This is a genomic window from Bradyrhizobium sp. JHI2711 (assembly GCF_056156565.1).
Genome location: NZ_JBPZPT010000009.1, coordinates 18,409 through 34,899, shown reverse-complemented (window position 1 = coordinate 34,899; position 16,491 = coordinate 18,409). Strand labels below are relative to the sequence as shown.

The following is a 16,491-nucleotide window of genomic DNA, read 5'->3' as shown; positions in this document are numbered from 1 at the left end:
TGGTCACCGGGAGGGGTCATTTTCTGCAATTAGATCAGACTCATTCCGGGATTGGACAAGTCGCGAGCCGCGGAATCAATCGACCCGCGCTTTTCACGGCGAAATGGATTCCCGGCCCGCCCCTTCGGCGCTTCCGGAATGACAAGCGGAGAGGCTGAGGCCATCACGCCGCTTTCGCCGCGGCCGCGAGCGACGCAAAGGTCTTGCCCTCTGCGGCGAGCTTCTTCAGCAGCGGGGCGGGCTCGAGGCTGGGGTCGTTGGTCTCCTTGGCGTAGAAGGAAAGGCGATCGGCGATGTGCTTGAGGCCGACGGTGTCGGCCCAGAACATCGGACCGCCGCGATAGATCGGCCAGCCATAGCCGTAGAGCCAGACCACGTCGATGTCCGAGGGGCGCGCGGCGATGCCCTCTTCGAGGATCTTCGCGCTCTCGTTGATCATCGGGTACATCATGCGCTCGAGGATCTCCTCGTCGCTGACGACGCGCTTCTTGCGCCCCAGACGCAGCAGCGTCTCGTCGATCAGCTTCTCGACATCAGGATCGGGCAGCGCTGCGCGCGAACCGGCTTCATACTTGTAGTAGCCCTTGCCGGTCTTCTGGCCAAAGCGGCCGGCCTCGCACAGCGCATCCGCGATCTCGGACTTGATGCCGCGGTCCTTGCGCGAGCGCCAGCCGATGTCGAGGCCGGCAAGGTCGCCCATCGCGAACGGCCCCATCGGCATGCCGAATTTTGTCACGACCGCGTCGACCTGCTGCGGCAAGGCGCCTTCGAACAGCAGCTTCTCGGCCTGCTTGCCGCGCTGCGCCAACATGCGGTTCCCGACAAAGCCGTCGCAGACGCCGACCACGGCCGGCACCTTCGCGATTTTTCGCGCGATCGTCACCGCGGTCACCAGAGCATCCGGCGCGGTCTTGTCGGCGCGCACGATCTCGCACAGCTTCATGACGTTGGCCGGCGAGAAGAAATGCATGCCGAGCACGTCCTGCGGACGCTTGGTCGACTTCGCGATCTCGTCGATGTTGAGATAGGACGTGTTGGAGGCGAGCACGGCGCCAGGCTTGGCGTACTGGTCGAGCTTGCCGAACACCTCCTTCTTCACCGCCATGGTCTCGAACACGGCTTCGATGACGAGGTCGGCATCGCCGACATTCTCGATGCCGACCTTGCCGTCGATCAGCGCCATGCGCTTGGCGGGCGCATCGGCCGGGATGCCGCCGCGCGCGGCGGTCGCCTCCCAGTTCTTCTGCATCACGCCCATGCCGCGCTTGAGCTGCTCCTCACCGGTCTCGATCAGGGTGACGGGAATGCCGGCATTGGCAAAGGACATCGCGATGCCACCGCCCATGGTGCCGGCGCCGAGAATGGCAACACGGTTGACCGGACGCGGCTTGGTGCCTTCAGGTACGCCCGCGATCTTGTTGGCCTCGCGCTCGGCGAAGAAGGCGTAGCGCTGCGCCTTGGACTGGTCGCTGGCGACGAGCTTGAGGAAGCCCTCGCGCTCTTTCTTCAGGCCTTCGTCGAACGGCAGGTCGATGGCATAGCCGACCGCGTCGGCGGCGGCGAACGGCGCCTCCAGGCCGCGCGACTTCTTGGTCATGGCCGCAACCGCATTGGTGAAGATCGAGCGGTCGGCCTTGGCCGCCGCGAGCTTGGAATCGTCGTCACGCAGGCGCCGCAGCGGGCGCTTCTCGGCGATGAGCTTGCGCACGAAGGCTTCGCCGCCCGAGGCCGGCCCCTCGATGATCTCCTCGATCAGGCCGTTCTTGAGCGCTTCCGCCGCACCGATCGGGTCGCCGCCGACGATCATCTTGACCGCGAGCTCAGGCCCGACCGCGCGGGGCAGACGCTGGGTGCCGCCAGCGCCGGGCAGAAGTCCGAGCTTCACCTCGGGCAGGCCGAGCTTGGCCTCTTTCACCGCGACGCGGAAATGACACGCCAGCGCGACCTCGAGGCCCCCGCCGAGCGCGGTGCCGTGGATCGCGGCAACGACCGGCTTGGGCGAATTCTCGATCTCGGACAGCACGTCATTGAGGGCGGGCGGCTTCGGCGGCTTGCCGAATTCGGTGATGTCGGCGCCGGCGATGAAGGTGCGGCCGGCGCAGGTCAGCACGATGCCCTTGATGGCGGGATCGGCGATCGCGGCCTTGATGCATTCGAAGATGCCGCCCCGGACTGCGGCACTCAGCGCGTTGACCGGTGGACTGTTGACCGTGACGATGCCGACCTCATCATGACGCTCAAGCTTCACCACTTCGCTCACAGTGGGCTCCTCTTGGCGCTCTTGTCTGTGTCAGACCGCAGTACGACAAGTGCATCAGCCGCGAGACCTTTCTTGGTCGTGACGAGAAATGGATTGACGTCAATAGACGTGATCTGACCATCCGCATCGGCTATCAGGTTGGAGAGCCCGACGAGCGCCTTGACAACTGAAGCCTCCTTCAAGGCGGGCTTGCCGCGGTAGCCCCCGATCTTAATGCCCGCTTTGGTGCGACGTATCAGCCTTCTGGCCTCGGTCGCGTCAATAGGCGCTCCGGCGAGTGCCACGTCTTTCATCAACTCGACGTCGACACCGCCGGTGCCAAATAGCACCACCGGCCCCATCTCAGCATCAAGCGAGGCGCCTATCAGTAGCTCGAGATCGGCTTCGAGCTGCTGAGAAATCAAGATACCTTCCAGCCTCGGCTTGCTCTTCAACTTCTTCACGCGTGTGACGATTTCGTTGAAGGCAACCTGAACCTCGTCCGCACTTTTGAGGTTGAGCATGACGCCGCCGACATCGGATTTGTGAAGGATGTCAGGGCTGACTACTTTCGCCACGACTGGAAAGCCGATCTTCATTGCGAGTGCTGACGCCTCTTTGGCGGTTCGCGCTATCGCCTCCTTTGGGATCGGAATGCCATAGGCCTTGAGCAGCTTTTTCGAGGCGACTTCGTCGAGCGCGGCGCCGTTGGTGCAGTTCAAGGTCTTTTTTAGTACGGCCCGAGCCCGGGGTTTTGAGCAGGAAACGATATCGGGCACGTCATTTTTGAGCATCGCATAGTCGATTAGCGCCTTGATCGCGCTGACGGCACGGTCCATGCCCTGCACAACAGCAATGTAAGGCAAGGACTTACGCAGGGCCTTTGAGTGCTCGGTAAATCCGATGGACATCCCGCTAATGTAGATCACAGGCTTCGATGTGGTGCTCGCCATCTCGTTAACGATGCGCAGATTTTTCTCGCGCAACTCATGCGGCGCCTTAGGCAATTCCGCGTCAATGATGACGATGTCGGTGTCCGGATCATCGATCATGATCTTGATTGACTTGAGATAAACGGATGGATCGACCACCGCAGCAAAACCGGCATCCAGCGGATTGCCAACGAGCGAACCCGGCCCAAGCATCGTCGCGAGCTTTCCGCTAATGTCCTTACAGAGCGGGGGAAAATGGAGTCCCGTCGAATGGAATGCGTCAATCAGAAGCCCGCGCTTGCCACCCGATAGCGTCACCGCGGCAAGCCGCCCGCCCCTAGGTAATTGAGCATGAACGAAACATTCGGTCGTTTCGATCAGCTCATCAAGCCCGCGCACCCGGATCACGCCCTCGCGGCTCGATATCGCGTCGAAGGATTCGATGGAGCCTGCCAGCGCCCCGGTATGCGCCATAGCGGCAGCGCGCCCCCCCGCAGAGGCCCCCAGCTTCAACGCAATGACAGGTTTTCCGGCGTCACGCGCTGCCCTGCAGGCACGCCGAAACGCATTGGTATTGCGCACGCCCTCCAGATAAACCACGATGACTCGGATCGAGGGATCGGCGGCGAAGTACTCTATCAAAGCCGGCGTTTCCAGCCCGACCTCGTTACCGGTCGATACCATATAACCGACACCGACACCGCGCTCCTCGAGCGCCTGCCGGATCAGCATCACGATAGCGCCCGATTGGCCGGCAATCGCGACCGCCCCCTGCTCCATCGTGACGACCCGGTCATCGATATTGGTGAACAGTCTTTCGCCTGCACTTAAATTGCCAAGGCAATTCGGGCCCGTTACGAAAATTCCCGTCTCGCGCACCGCGGCCTTAAGTTCAGCCGCAAGCCGCTGACTTTCCTCATCTTGCAACTCGCTGAATCCCGACGTCACGATAGTTGCTGATCGCGCACCTGCGCTGGCTGCCTCCCGTAATACCTGAACGACGAACTTCGCCGGCACCAGCACGAGCACATGGTCGGGCGCTTCGGGAAGGGAGGCGAAATTCCGATAGCAGGTCACGCCCCAGATCGTGTCGCGCCCGGGGTTCATAGCATAGAGCCCGCCAGCGTATTTATACTTGATCAGATTGTTCCAAATGCGCTCGGCATAGTTGCCCGGCTTGTCTGTGGCACCGACGAGCACGATGTTGCGGGGATGCAGCATCGCATGAATGCCGCTAATGACGTCACTCGCATCGACTGCAGGCGACCAATCACTTGAGGCGACCGCGGCGGTCGGAACGCGTGCTTCCATAGCTCCAATTCTTCCTTTAGTTATTCCGCCGAGACGCGATGCTCGATCGTCTCAGCCTTAAAGCCCATCATCTGCGAGCGAGGTAGCGGAACGCACGTCAAGACATTGTTCAGCCGACCACACTCGTCGCAGGCCCTAGACTGCAGTGGGGCCGCATCTCGTACACCGATGCGCTACATCGAATACTCACCAGGATGACAGATCGCCATCATCCGATCGCTGGAGTCCCTGGTGAACCGGAGGCCCAGCGCGGCGATGTACGGGCAGTCAATATTCCGAGCAGACGCGAATCGACGCTGCATCAGCGCCGCATCGCGTGCAGGATCAATGCAAACAGCAATCAGAACTCCGAGCAGTCAGGGTAATTCGAAAGGGCGATAGACAATGAACCTCTGCATCGCGCCCGGGTTAATGTGCAGCGCTCAGGCGGTTCACTGCGTTGTTCAAATAGACTAGCCGTCTCGCCGGCCGAATTTCTTCAATCTGGGCCGTCATATGTTCGAAATTCAACGCGGAACTGGACAACAGCGCGGCTTTTCATTCGATCGAAACGATACTCAGCTCGAGCACGACGACAGTAGGGGGAATGAGGCCGCTGCAAAGGAAAAGACGGCTTGACCCGACAACAATTGGCTCCGACCGGGACAACCTGCCGAGCAGTTCGGGGAGGGCCGGCCATCCTTGCTCTCCAGAGCAAGGTTTGTCATCTCGAGGTGCCCCAAAGAGGGCTGTTCAGTCAGGAGACCGCCTCTCAGGCCGTCCCCCCCATCAGGAAGCCGGCCATTACTAGCCTCGTTGAGCCAGCAAAGCTTGGCCCGCTGCAAAAGGCATTCAACAGCATTCATATAGGATATCGTCCAGGATTCATGTAAGATTCGTCTCGCGGCAAGCCTAAGCACGCCATCGATTGGAGACGCCCATGCGGCGGCACGTGGGGCGAGCGAACCGAATCTTCTGCCTGGCTCCCATCGAGGCTCAGTAACCGCGTCGCAGGTCAATTACGTTCCTCAGCGGGAGCCCTTTCAGGTAGCGTTCGACGTTCTCTGTGACGATGTCAATTGCTCGCTCCACATAATCTGTGAGAATACCTGCAATATGGGGCGTCATGATCACATTCGGCATTTCCCAAAGCGGACTGTCCTGCGGCGGCGGCTCACGCTCGAACACGTCGAGCATTGCACCCCCGAGTGAGCCCGCCTGCAGGGCACTGATCAATTCGGACTCCACGACGACGCTGCCCCGGGCGATGTTGATCAGGAATGCATCACTTCGCATGCATGCTATCTCGTCAGCGCCGATCAGACCGACCGTCTCCGGCGTGGCCGGCACGGCCAAAACCACGAAATCACAGAGTGGCAGCAAGTCCTTCAGCTGATCGGAGCCGAACAACCGGTCTACGTCTTCCGCCGGGACAGAAATATCCCGCTTCGCACCCAAAACGATCATCCCCGCGCTCTTCGCGCGCCGAGCAATAGTCGAACCGATCGAACCCAACCCAACAATGCCAAGCGTTTTGTTGGCCAAAGGCGCCACGGATCGATGGATCCATTTGCGCTCCGCTTGCTCGGACAAAAGTTTTCGGAAATTCCAATTCAGTATCGTCACGCCGCCCATCACGTAATCAGCGATGAGGCCGCCCTGCATTCCGCGAACATTTGTCACGATGATATCACCCACTCTGTCGCGGATCGGAAGCATGGAACTGAAACCACTTCAGCTTCCGCGCCCGGCCGTGCAGTTCGACCGGGAAATGGTAAGCAAGCAATGCCTGGGCCTCACCTATGTGTTGCTCTAGCCGTTCGGCATCCGGCGCCACAATGATTCGGACTTGCGGAAAACGTTCACCCAACACATGTGCAAACAATTCCGCCTTATCGTGGTTGACGACAATGGTGAGGGCGGGACTTTCACTTGACATGCTACCTCATGTTTGTGCGTAGGATGGTGCCTGGACACCAATTCTTGTTTGCTCAAAACACCTGCTGAATGGGAGCGAGGATCTGCACACATCGCATCGTGCGAGCCAAGGTGTGCGCCTTCTTGAACTCACCGAACCGCCTGGGGCGCAGAAATCGTTTCCTTTTGCAGTTGCCGGAAAACCGCTATCAAACGACCGACTTTCGATTCATTCGATGTAGCGCCGCTGCTGTTTGAAATTCTGCGTCCTTGCATTGATTCCGGCGAATTCGCCCACGTCTCGCCGTTTGTTCTCCCCTATGCTCGAGTTGAGGCGACAAGGTCATCGCGAAACTGGCCAATGTGGACCGTGAGGCGCATAGAGAACGGGATCGCCTGCGCCTCGTCTCCAGTCTCTGTCACATCGCTCGGAACGAAACGATCTGCATTACCAAGGTGGTGCCCCGTCCACCTTTGTGGACCACCAAGCGGGAGCGCTTGGCGTAAAGTGAGCCAGCTCTGGCGAAACCGCACACGATCATGGCCGCCGAAAGAACAGGCAGCAAATCTCGCTATGTTGCCGCCATCGATGTTCTTTGGCAGGCAAAACAGCAAAGGGGGGCGCGTCCGTCAGGCCAGGAGAGTTGCGACACCGGCAGGGTGGCAATGAAAGACTTGAAGACGACGGCAGCCCGAATATAGCGATCGCCACTTTTGGATTCTCGGCGCATCGATCCTGCTCTGAAGGATAAAGTGGGTCTTCAGCTGGCCTGGCACGGAGCGTCAAAGCCCCATTTCAGCTTCCAGCGGCCGTCAAGCGCAACATCAGAGGCGCTGAACCGGCGGTTTGCGGATGCAGTATGCCAGGTCCGAAAACCCCGGGGACCGCTGTCATTACACTCCCGCCAGTGGATTTGGCAGCTCGTGCTCCACTCGAAAGTCCCGATAGCGCTCCAAGTGCATCCGTAGCACCGAGCGGCTTCGCCAGGGATCCTCGAGAAACGCTTTGCGTTCTTCCAACCAGAGCGCATCCGACATCATGCGTGGCCTGAGGGCGTCAAAGACGGCCTCGGTCTCTTCCCGTAGGATGTACCAAAGGCTTGGGCCTGACGGCTCATAATGTTCATCGAGGCACAGTGCGACCTCATGTAAATGACAGACGAAGCACGCGTCGATGACGAATGAGCGCACGAGACTGATGTCGTCGTAAAAGGCCGTGGGTAAGATCCCCGTCCGAGTGAACGGCTTGAGATCGTACCCTCGCTCCTTGAGCAGGGGAACAAAGGTGCGGGCGTCGCCGAAATCCCGGAGTAGGAGTTTTTGGGGACGACCGATCTCGTCGAACAAGATTGTACTGTTTTGCTGATGCGCCTCAAGTGCCAGTCCGTAAAGCAAATACATGGTGAGGATCGGCGTGATCACGGTCCTCACATAGGCACGGAAGAATGCAGATTCGCTTTGACAGCCGCCCCGCGCAATCAGTTCGCAAATGAGCGGGCGGCCGTCGACCGGGCTTGCAGCAAGGAGCGCTGCAACAGTGACCGAAAATAGTCCATCATTTCGTGTCATTGCATCAGGGTTGCGGTAGACAACCGAAAGAAATCGACCCCGATGCTCGTCGTCTGTTACGGGGTGGTGAAGGATTGCCCCCAGCTCCTCTGGGAAGATCTCCAATTTTTCTGAGAGATGCCTCTCATTTGATATGATTTCTAGAATCAAGGTGCTGAGACGCGGTCCCATGTGAATCGACTTTGCCTGCAGAATGCGCTGTTCGCTGGTCATCCAAATCGCCACCGGTAATTTGATAAAGGGTCTCGGCTCCCGTGTGTCTGGCAGCATTGTGCGGAACGACATTGCCGGCAGCGTTATGATTTCCGGGCCGTTGGGATCGAAAATTCCAGACGCGATCTCTGAGGCGAGTTCACGTCGCAGAAAATTGTCTAGGTGCCAGATATGGATAGGTAGCGGCAGCCAGTCCTCAGAGGATTTGCCCCTTTTTTTAAGTCCTTCAGTCCAGTCGTACCAGAGCTGCGGGAAGTTTTGGGAGAACCATTCCGAATAGGTGCCCACATGCGGCATCTTCTCCACATAGGACCATTCTTTGCGCAGTGCGGCGATTCGGACGCGCACGCGAGCCCCGAACTCAGGCGACAATGCAGTGACGTCCTCGGTCGACAGATCGGATTTGGCCTTCCATGTCGGGTAGAAGGGATGCCCCTCCAGTGCTCCCCACTGATCGAGAGTAATTGCCGCCAGGTGCGGCGGCAGATTCCTTTGGAGATATTCGATGAAATCCCGGGCTCCAGCTTCGGCTATTTTACCACGCAACTCTGCGCTCCAATGCTCCCGGTGATCACGTGCGAGGACGTCGTTACGCATGCTGTCCTCGACGTCGCGGATGAGACGCTGAACGCCGTCCGTTGCTGGCGCGATTGTCAAAGACGGCGCGACCTCTCTGATGAGGTCGCAGGGACTATCGATCAGGTAACGAGCGCCGGTCTCGTCTATTACTTCGATTGAACCTCGATTTTGAAGTACTCCGGCAGGCGCACGGTGCAAATCCGTAAAGTGTAGGACTTCGCGTGATCGCCAAAGGGGAAGCCATGCTTCGTTGCCTTGGCGAGCCCACATTAACCCCTCCGGCTCGAGAAGACGCTCGGCGAATAGGCAGCGGACCAAGCGGCAGACGGCATTGCGCGATGCGCTTAGGCAAAGCTGCGAGGCACACGCCTTAGATTCAGCATATGCCCAGGAGGACATTCTCTCGTTCATTTCACCTCCTCCACGAGAACGGCGAGCAAACAGGCCTGCGCGCCCTCCGTGAACGCCGCGTTCGAGCTGGGCGTCCAACTAACTTTGCGGGGATGCCCCTCTCGCGTTGCGCGGTCAATTGCGTGTTCTGCGACTTGAGAGAGCTTCGAGCCGTCCGTCCCGATGCCGTGGGGAATAAACGAACTACCTTGCATGGCATCATTCGAAAGGAAACATGAGTGACAAAGCTTCGATCGGAACCGCTCCCAACTGCTTGACCTCCTCGATCATTTTCATTAGATCCTTCGCGCCAATCACGCGTAGCAAGCCCTGCTCCCAGCAAACAGTATGCCACAACGGTGTGCCCGGATGTTGCTGAGATAAGAGGAGGGCACTCCGCCTTTTTCCTCCGTCGCTGAAATGCTTGCACAGTGAGATGCCGAGTCTCGCTTGTCTGGAACCGGACATGCGCAATTTTCGGGAGCCTCAGCGCAAGATGTGAATGGTCAACTATTTCCAGCGCGAAGTGGCCAACAACTGAGGATTCGGGTTACTTGCATGAATCAGGCGATTGATTTCATAGCAATCGCGAGGGATCGACTTTTTGCAAGAATGTGATCTGAGGCGCGGTAAGCACTATTTGAGCTGCAATGTTTCGCACTGATTCCCAGGCTGGAACGAGCGAAGAATGATGAACGCCCTCGGCGTTTCGGCTGCCAGAAGACGTTTATCCGTTTGCTGTCGGACATCGGTGGCAAGGCCCGCATCAGCCAGGTGACTTCCCTATTTTAATTGGAAGAAGAGTATGACGGCGGTTGCCGACCGAGAAACGGCGGTTAAAGCAGCTCGAGGACGAGAAGATCAAGCTGAAGAGCTGTCGTCGGATCTATCGCTCGACACAAGGAGACGCTGCAGGACGTGGTCCGCAGAGAGCTAAGAAATCGGGCTGAAAGAGCAAGCTGGCCCGACCGTCAGAACTCCGCGTAACGCATCTCTGCGATGCAGCTGTTGCACTCCTTACACCATGCTTGGACTACCTGATCTCAGTTTACCTCCTCGTAGTCGAACTCAGTCCTGTGACGACGATCATTTTGAAGACATCGACAAGAGGTGCGGCAGCACGAATTGCCCTATTCGTTGCAGGTATTCGCCCTGGTCTCCCTCCAGTAAGTATCTGTATCCAGCGATAAGCCTGGGAGGCTCACAGCATCGACACAAGAAGCTCTCAGCAAGAGAGTATTCGGAGCAGTTGTAATTGATCGTCACTTCATCTCTGTCACGACCAATTTCCTCCATCGCAATCAGTACAACGCCACCATCGTCGATCTGAAGGCGGGCATTCGGACGACAACAGTGATTTATGAAGTCTATGTATTCACTACAAAGATGCTTATCGCGATCAATTTGTATCGTCCTCTTGGTCGCCAGCGGACAGATCTCACCTTCGAGCCGTTCTATGACATTTCCCCTCGATATAGTTCTTCTTGAAAACAAGCCGGACCCATTTATCTCGGATCGTCCGACGTAGATGCGATCTGACGGCTTACAGGCGAGGTTGGTTTTGTTCATAACGTTATCTCTCCGACTCGATTTGACCTGTGCTCTCATCTTGTTTAGCTGTTGACACGGTAGCTGTGACTCATCGGCATCATGCGATCTAGACGCTCTGCCTCTGGTCTTGCCAACTGCCAATGATGATAGTCTCGGCTCGTTGAGCTCAAACTTGAACTCAACTCAAGCAGAAGGCGTTTAGTAAGTTTGTTCGCGCCGCCTCCAAGGCGGCTGCCGCCGTAGATCAAGCCAGTCACGACAATTCTCCGCGTTGACAGATGTCGCCTCTGCCTATGTTAGGCGGCCACGCGGATCGGGCGGAGAGGTGAAGCAGGCTTGGTGTGCTGCGGTCGAAGCTCGAATAGGGGCGTCTCTGTGGAATCGGGATATGGCCTATGATCGTGAGCCCCCACTGCCGGTCTCGCAGACCCGACGATATACCTCCTCGTAGTGGCGCTGCGCTCCCACCGCTCAGACAAACACGTTTATCGCGCCGGGCGCCCTTATCGTCCGTGCTGACGGCGACGTCGTTGCCGGCACGTACAGTTATGAGGGGCTTACCCGTGAATTGTGAGGCCAAACCTGTGGAGGGGTCCGACCCGCTTTGACGATCAGGGTATCCTCAAAAGATGTTTTAGCGCGAAAGGCTGTTCCATGGTGATCCGACCACCGCCACAACAGAAATTGGCGTGCTACCCGATCCAGTACCCTGGCGAGATAGACGAGCTGTAAGACCCTATGTCCGCCTGTGTTGAGGCGACCGGCCGACACAGCGAGTCCGAGTGATGATCGGGCAGCCGATCCGATCATCATGATCCAGGAAGGAGTTGTGGTAGCTGATTGCTATGCATGTGTCGGAGCAGACGTCGCGAGGTGAAGACACTGCGCGTTCGTGGAAACATGCCGGCAAAGGAGACGCTTGCCTCTTGCGAGGTCGACGCGCCTGCAGCCAGTATGCGCTACGGATCGGTGCCGATTTGATCGTGTGCATTTTGGTTATGAGGCCTGTCCGGCCGGCTATGCCTCATGAATGCAGGCTAGCTCGTCACTGGCCTCAAAGAAGGCAGGTGATCGGGCCAAGACTAACCGCCAGGCGCCGCCTTTCTCGCGTGGCTGCTACGCGTGGGCGCCGACGGCGGTATGGTCTCCGATGAATGCCGCGAGACGATGCGCGGTCTCGTTCACGTCCGAGTGGCAGCGGTTGAAGCGCTGCCGCCCACTGGCAGAAGGCGCGCGCCTTGATGCTCAAGCACGGCCTCACCTATCCCCGCAGAAAAGGCTCGACAATTCGTTATCTCGCTGGCCTCAGGAACTAGAGGTTAAATCACTCCGGCACATGGCCGCGCTTCAGGAAATAGTAGGGCGGTTTGGGTCGCCAAGGCCTGGATCGACCGGCTTGAGCGCGTGATCGAAGAGTTTGTCTCGGTACGGCTTCTCCCCGTCTGCGGGCGCTTCGAACATTGGGAGCTATCGACCTAATCGTCGCGATAACATTCAACACCGAGCTTGGGAGGCGGGTGTTTTTGAGAGTTTTGGTCGCATCATGCATTATCGCCGTGTGATGCCCGGCGAGCTAACGGCGGGACTGTCCGTCAGGTCGCCGGATCACTAGGGCGGCCGACGGCCGCGTCCGGGAGCTGGTGGGCGAGATCGCCTGGATGCCTATCGACAATGTCTAAGATCGGGTAGACAAGGTTGCCCGCGCTGCTAGACGTCAGCGCACGTGTACCACGTGGGGGACCCTCGAGCAGACATCAGGCGTACGGTGGAAAAGGGCTACTTGCCTTCTACGTTGCGGGAGCCCACCGAGGTTGAAAGGGAACAAAACTTGTCTACGGCTCGGGACCATTCTTCATTTGACGTCGCGTTCGTTAAAGCCCTGCATCATTCCATCGTCCCTCACCTCAAGTCGTCTAGGTCGACTGAGCAGCTGTCCACAGGGACGAGTAGCTGATGGCGCGTCGTTTTATAGTCCATAAGGTCGCCGGAAAGCCCGGCCCGGATGATCTGATCCACAGCGACAGGCGCCGAATTGGACCAGTAGGTCACCTGCAGGTTGGGATCATCATAAGAAAGCAAGACGCACGGGACAAACGAGAGACCAAGCGCGTTTGCACAGAAGTAGCGATGATGACCGTCCATGATGACAGAGTGACGGTGCTCGACCAAAATAGGTCGCTTCCAACGTTTCTCCTTCCCGATTATATTCGTCAGTTTACGCGCATCTTCAATGTTGATTTGCTCTGTCGGTCGCAATTGCCTGACAGGCAGTTTGATTACGGCGTAATTCGATACGGGATTGGCCGTTGCGCACATTCTTTTGTCCCTGATTCTTTGTACACCTTGCGCATTCAGACGACTGAAATGCACCAGCAGCTCGCGACAAAGGCTCGCCTGTGACTCGTGTACGGACAACAAGCACGTACCATGCCAAACGCATCAAAGCGTTGGGTGAAGATTGTCGTATGGAACACCTCGCATCACCCAGCCGAAACACTTCGCTGCATCGACGCTCGCATGGGGATCGGGACAACAGGGCTTTGCTTGATGGGTGCCAAGCGAGCCACCGAGCTACGTGCGGTCGCCGCGCCTCTACTGAATCGCTTTGCCGGGATCGCTTAAGCTTGGCGATAGATCAATTCTCAGCTCCAGTTACGTTCGGCTTTGGAGGACCTCGATGGAGCCATTGCGGCTCTCGAGCTAGCGAAAGATCGGGCCAGAAACGCATGCGCGAAGAGAGCTGCTGAACGCAGGCCAGCCGTAATCAACCACCGGGTACATGCCCGCGTCCAGCCGAACTGCTGATGCGGGCTTATCTGAGGCGCTCAACGCCAACTCTCGGTTCACGCTTTGGTAGCGGTTTCGTTCGATGCAGTCGCGCCAATCGAACGAACACTTCTGCCACACTTTTTGCTAGTTATCTGCTTCTACCATAAGGCCAAATAGTGCATCCCCAATCGACGTAAGCGTTGGAAAGCGCCGGAAGCTGACGATGCCTGCTGCAGCAAAAGTGAGTTCAAGCGGTTGCGCGAGCGGGTCATCTAAGCGATAGATGCATCCAGCCTTTTGACCGACGGCAACCTGGTCGCCGGGCCTCACATGAGGTTCGAAAAGACCATCAGTAGGCGAATAGATTGTACTTGTTGGCCCGAGTGATCTCGCGAGCCGAACCGGCGGCGCCTCTGGAGCGATAATATCGGGCGCGATACCGTAGTCACGCAGCACGCGGCGAAGGCCGCTTTCGGCGATTGCGAGGCCAACTCTTGATATCGTTGGACCGCTGCCGAGCTCCGTCGTCAATGCTGGAATGCCCTGCTGTTCGGCGAACCCATAGAGTGTGCCGCTTGCTCCGCCTCCCGCTCTGTCCGTAAGGATGCCATAGGGCGCACCGAAACTCCTCAAAAGACAGCGGATTTTTTCGGCTTCGCCGTCGGTGCGCCCGGGTCGGGCCAGCGCCACAGGCAAGTATTCGAGCGATGTCCCGCCCGAATGCAGATCAATGATAAGATCGGCGCGAGGAAACAGTTCCGTGGCTACATAATGTGCGATCATGGCCGTTGGGCCGCCATCAGGCATACCAGGAAAAACGCGATTGAGGTTGCTTCCATCGAGGGGCGAGTTGCGATGGCCCGCGGCGACCGCGGGCCTGTTGAGAGCGGGCAGGATGATGACCCGACCCTGGAGATTGGTACTCGTAAGTTCTCGTGCTAGCTTGCGAAGTGCGACTTGGCCTTCATACTCGTCCCCATGGGTACCCGCAGTAAATAGGGCCGTTGGCCCGTCAGCACCTTTGAAGCAAAGCATCGGGATAGGGATCCAACCATAGGCGGAGGTGTCCGAGGAGTATGGAACGCGCGCGAAATCGGATTGCATTCCGTCCGCATCAAAATTGATAGTAGTCCACACGCGGGTTCTCATAGATCTTACACCTTTGGTTGACAAACGGCACTCGAGCACGGACGCTTGCGGTTTCGATGCAACTCTCCCTCAGACGCCTTTCAACCCAGATAGGAGAAGCTCTCTCAACGACAGAATAGGACAAACGATGATCAACAGAGCTGCTCCTCGTGATTGCGGCGCGGTCCCCGCAAGTATGGCGTAAGTCACGCATGATCTCGAGCTCGAGGACCCAGACATAGGTTCATCCAAAACATCGGTTTGGTAAGGTATACGCCCCTTTCCAACACGTTCTTGTCCTCGCCAAACATCGCGATGCCCTTTTTACGCTCGGACGGATGCAGAACTTGGAGCGTCATCGGATGCTTTTGCTCTCAATGCTGGGGCAAACGTCCCTCCTAATCGGCAGCAAGAGCTGCGCCTGCATCGGCTCTCCGCGAGCGAGCTCAGCACATCGTTATATGCGCGCCACGCCCATGCCCACATTCGCTGAGGCAAGCTATGAAGCATGTTACCCCTTCACGAGATCAAGCAGCAAAGTCATCCGGCTTTAAGGCTTAAGCCGGCAGGAGGCTGACCGATAATCAGCCTACTCAAGTTCTCTCGCCCAGTCGGCCTTCATGACGATCCTCTCAACCTGTCTCAAGACCATTATCCTCGCGAGTTTCCCACCTCGATGCATTCGCGCCTACTGAAGATAAGCAGCGACGCATTATCGAATGGGGATGCGTGCCCAGCTACCGTTGCCTTACGTGTCATTCCCAAAGAGCCACTTGTCCAATTGGGCAGCGACTGTTGGATCTAGCAAGCTACGCTTTTCCATCCAGTCATCGTCGAAAATCGTGCTCAGATATTTTTCACCGCCATCAACGACCAAGCTTACGACCGTACCGGTCAGCTTGCCTGCGTCGATGAACTCCAAGGCTTTGTAGATAGCGCCGCCGGACGACCCGCCGACTAAAAGCCCTTTGCGCCGAGCGATGTAGCGCGCCGTCTCGAAAGCGTGAGCATCGGTCACCTGGACGCCCTCGTCGATGCAGCCATAGTCCAGGACGTTGCCGACCTGGTCACCAGTAGGCATGCCGGTCCCTGATTGATAATAGGGGTGCGCGGGTCTTCCGAAAATGATCGATCCGGCCGGCTCCACGCCGATTGTGCGCACCGTCGACTTATGGCGCTTGAGCCGTTGCGCAATACCTGTCATGGACCCGCCGGTCCCAACGCATCCGACAAACGCGTCGATGCCCTGAGGAATTTGCGTGATCAGCTCTTCGACGAGAGTTGCATAGCCGTCCGGATTTGCAGGATTGTTCGATTGGTTCATGAATAGCGCGCCGCTAAGCTCTGAGGCAAGCCGTTCCGCTAGGCGCTGCCTCGCGACGACGGCGACTTCGTCTTCCGCAAACTCGCCTTCGACGTAGCGGATCTCGGCGCCGAGCGCCCGCATCATCCGGACTTTATCGGGGGCCGCATGGTGATCTACCACCGCGATGAAGTGCAGGCCAAAGTCCAATGCGGAGAGAGCTAAACCTATACCCGTATTGCCGGAAGAGGACTCAACGATGGTGCCGCCAGGAGCGAGTCGCCCATCCTGGAGCGCAGCCATAACCATGCTTCGCGCCATGCGGTCCTTCATCGAACCGCCCGGATTGTTTTTTTCGATTTTTAGCATCAAACGGGCATCACGATTGGGAATGTCAACTGACATTACCGGCGTCTGCCCGATCAATTGAGTTACGGTCTTGTGCAGCATAGCATGCCTTTTTGATGCTTCTGTAATGAGTGGACCGCCGTTGTGCGCCTCCTCCGCGGAGCGGGCGGGCCTCAGGTTGTGGTAGATTTTCTGCTTCGAGATGACCATCTGGTGACGACCTCGACTGGCGAGTTAAGCTAGTCTCCAATTTGTGGCTCGGG

Annotated in this window: 9 protein-coding genes; 1 reads left to right on the top strand and 8 read right to left on the bottom strand. The window is 57.9% G+C overall.

What is annotated here, in order from left to right; translation table 11 throughout:
* Positions 1-163 precede the first annotated feature (163 nt).
* The 6 genes from ACTEK7_RS34970 to ACTEK7_RS34945 all read right to left on the bottom strand — a co-directional run bounded on the left by ACTEK7_RS34970 (position 164) and on the right by ACTEK7_RS34945 (position 10,698).
* Positions 164-2,260 carry a 3-hydroxyacyl-CoA dehydrogenase NAD-binding domain-containing protein gene (locus tag ACTEK7_RS34970; protein WP_225130622.1) on the bottom strand — a complete coding sequence of 699 codons (2,097 nt, stop codon included), beginning with the start codon at positions 2,258-2,260 and terminating at the stop codon, positions 164-166.
* Positions 2,257-4,482, bottom strand: coding sequence for an acetate--CoA ligase family protein (locus ACTEK7_RS34965; RefSeq protein ID WP_225130620.1), 2,226 nt, complete (start codon positions 4,480-4,482; stop codon positions 2,257-2,259). Before ACTEK7_RS34965 ends, ACTEK7_RS34970 begins: the two co-directional genes overlap by 4 nt.
* Before the next feature lie 975 nt (positions 4,483-5,457).
* Positions 5,458-6,159: a D-2-hydroxyacid dehydrogenase gene (locus tag ACTEK7_RS34960; RefSeq protein ID WP_225148628.1), complete on the bottom strand. Its 702-nt coding sequence runs from the start codon at positions 6,157-6,159 to the stop codon at positions 5,458-5,460.
* A complete protein-coding gene (locus tag ACTEK7_RS34955) occupies positions 6,152-6,400 on the bottom strand; it encodes a hypothetical protein (protein WP_225130616.1) in 249 nt (82 codons plus the stop codon). Before ACTEK7_RS34955 ends, ACTEK7_RS34960 begins: the two co-directional genes overlap by 8 nt.
* An 872-nt stretch (positions 6,401-7,272) precedes the next feature.
* Positions 7,273-9,150 (bottom strand): IucA/IucC family protein, encoded by a 1,878-nt coding sequence (locus ACTEK7_RS34950; protein ID WP_463671685.1) that lies wholly within the window; start codon positions 9,148-9,150, stop codon positions 7,273-7,275.
* 1,065 nt (positions 9,151-10,215) lie between these two features.
* Positions 10,216-10,698, bottom strand: coding sequence for an SET domain-containing protein-lysine N-methyltransferase (locus ACTEK7_RS34945; protein ID WP_225130614.1), 483 nt, complete (start codon positions 10,696-10,698; stop codon positions 10,216-10,218).
* Positions 10,699-12,633: 1,935 nt separating this feature from the next.
* Here ACTEK7_RS34945 and ACTEK7_RS34940 point away from each other — a divergent pair.
* Positions 12,634-13,080, top strand: coding sequence for a hypothetical protein (locus ACTEK7_RS34940; RefSeq protein ID WP_225130612.1), 447 nt, complete (start codon positions 12,634-12,636; stop codon positions 13,078-13,080).
* 513 nt (positions 13,081-13,593) lie between these two features.
* Here ACTEK7_RS34940 and ACTEK7_RS34935 read toward each other — a convergent pair.
* Both ACTEK7_RS34935 and ACTEK7_RS34930 read right to left on the bottom strand, forming a co-directional pair.
* A complete protein-coding gene (locus ACTEK7_RS34935; protein ID WP_225130610.1) occupies positions 13,594-14,553 on the bottom strand; it encodes a succinylglutamate desuccinylase/aspartoacylase family protein in 960 nt (319 codons plus the stop codon).
* Between the two features lie 772 nt (positions 14,554-15,325).
* Positions 15,326-16,330 (bottom strand): cysteine synthase family protein, encoded by a 1,005-nt coding sequence (locus ACTEK7_RS34930; RefSeq protein WP_306469177.1) that lies wholly within the window; start codon positions 16,328-16,330, stop codon positions 15,326-15,328.
* Positions 16,331-16,491: the final 161 nt, after the last annotated feature.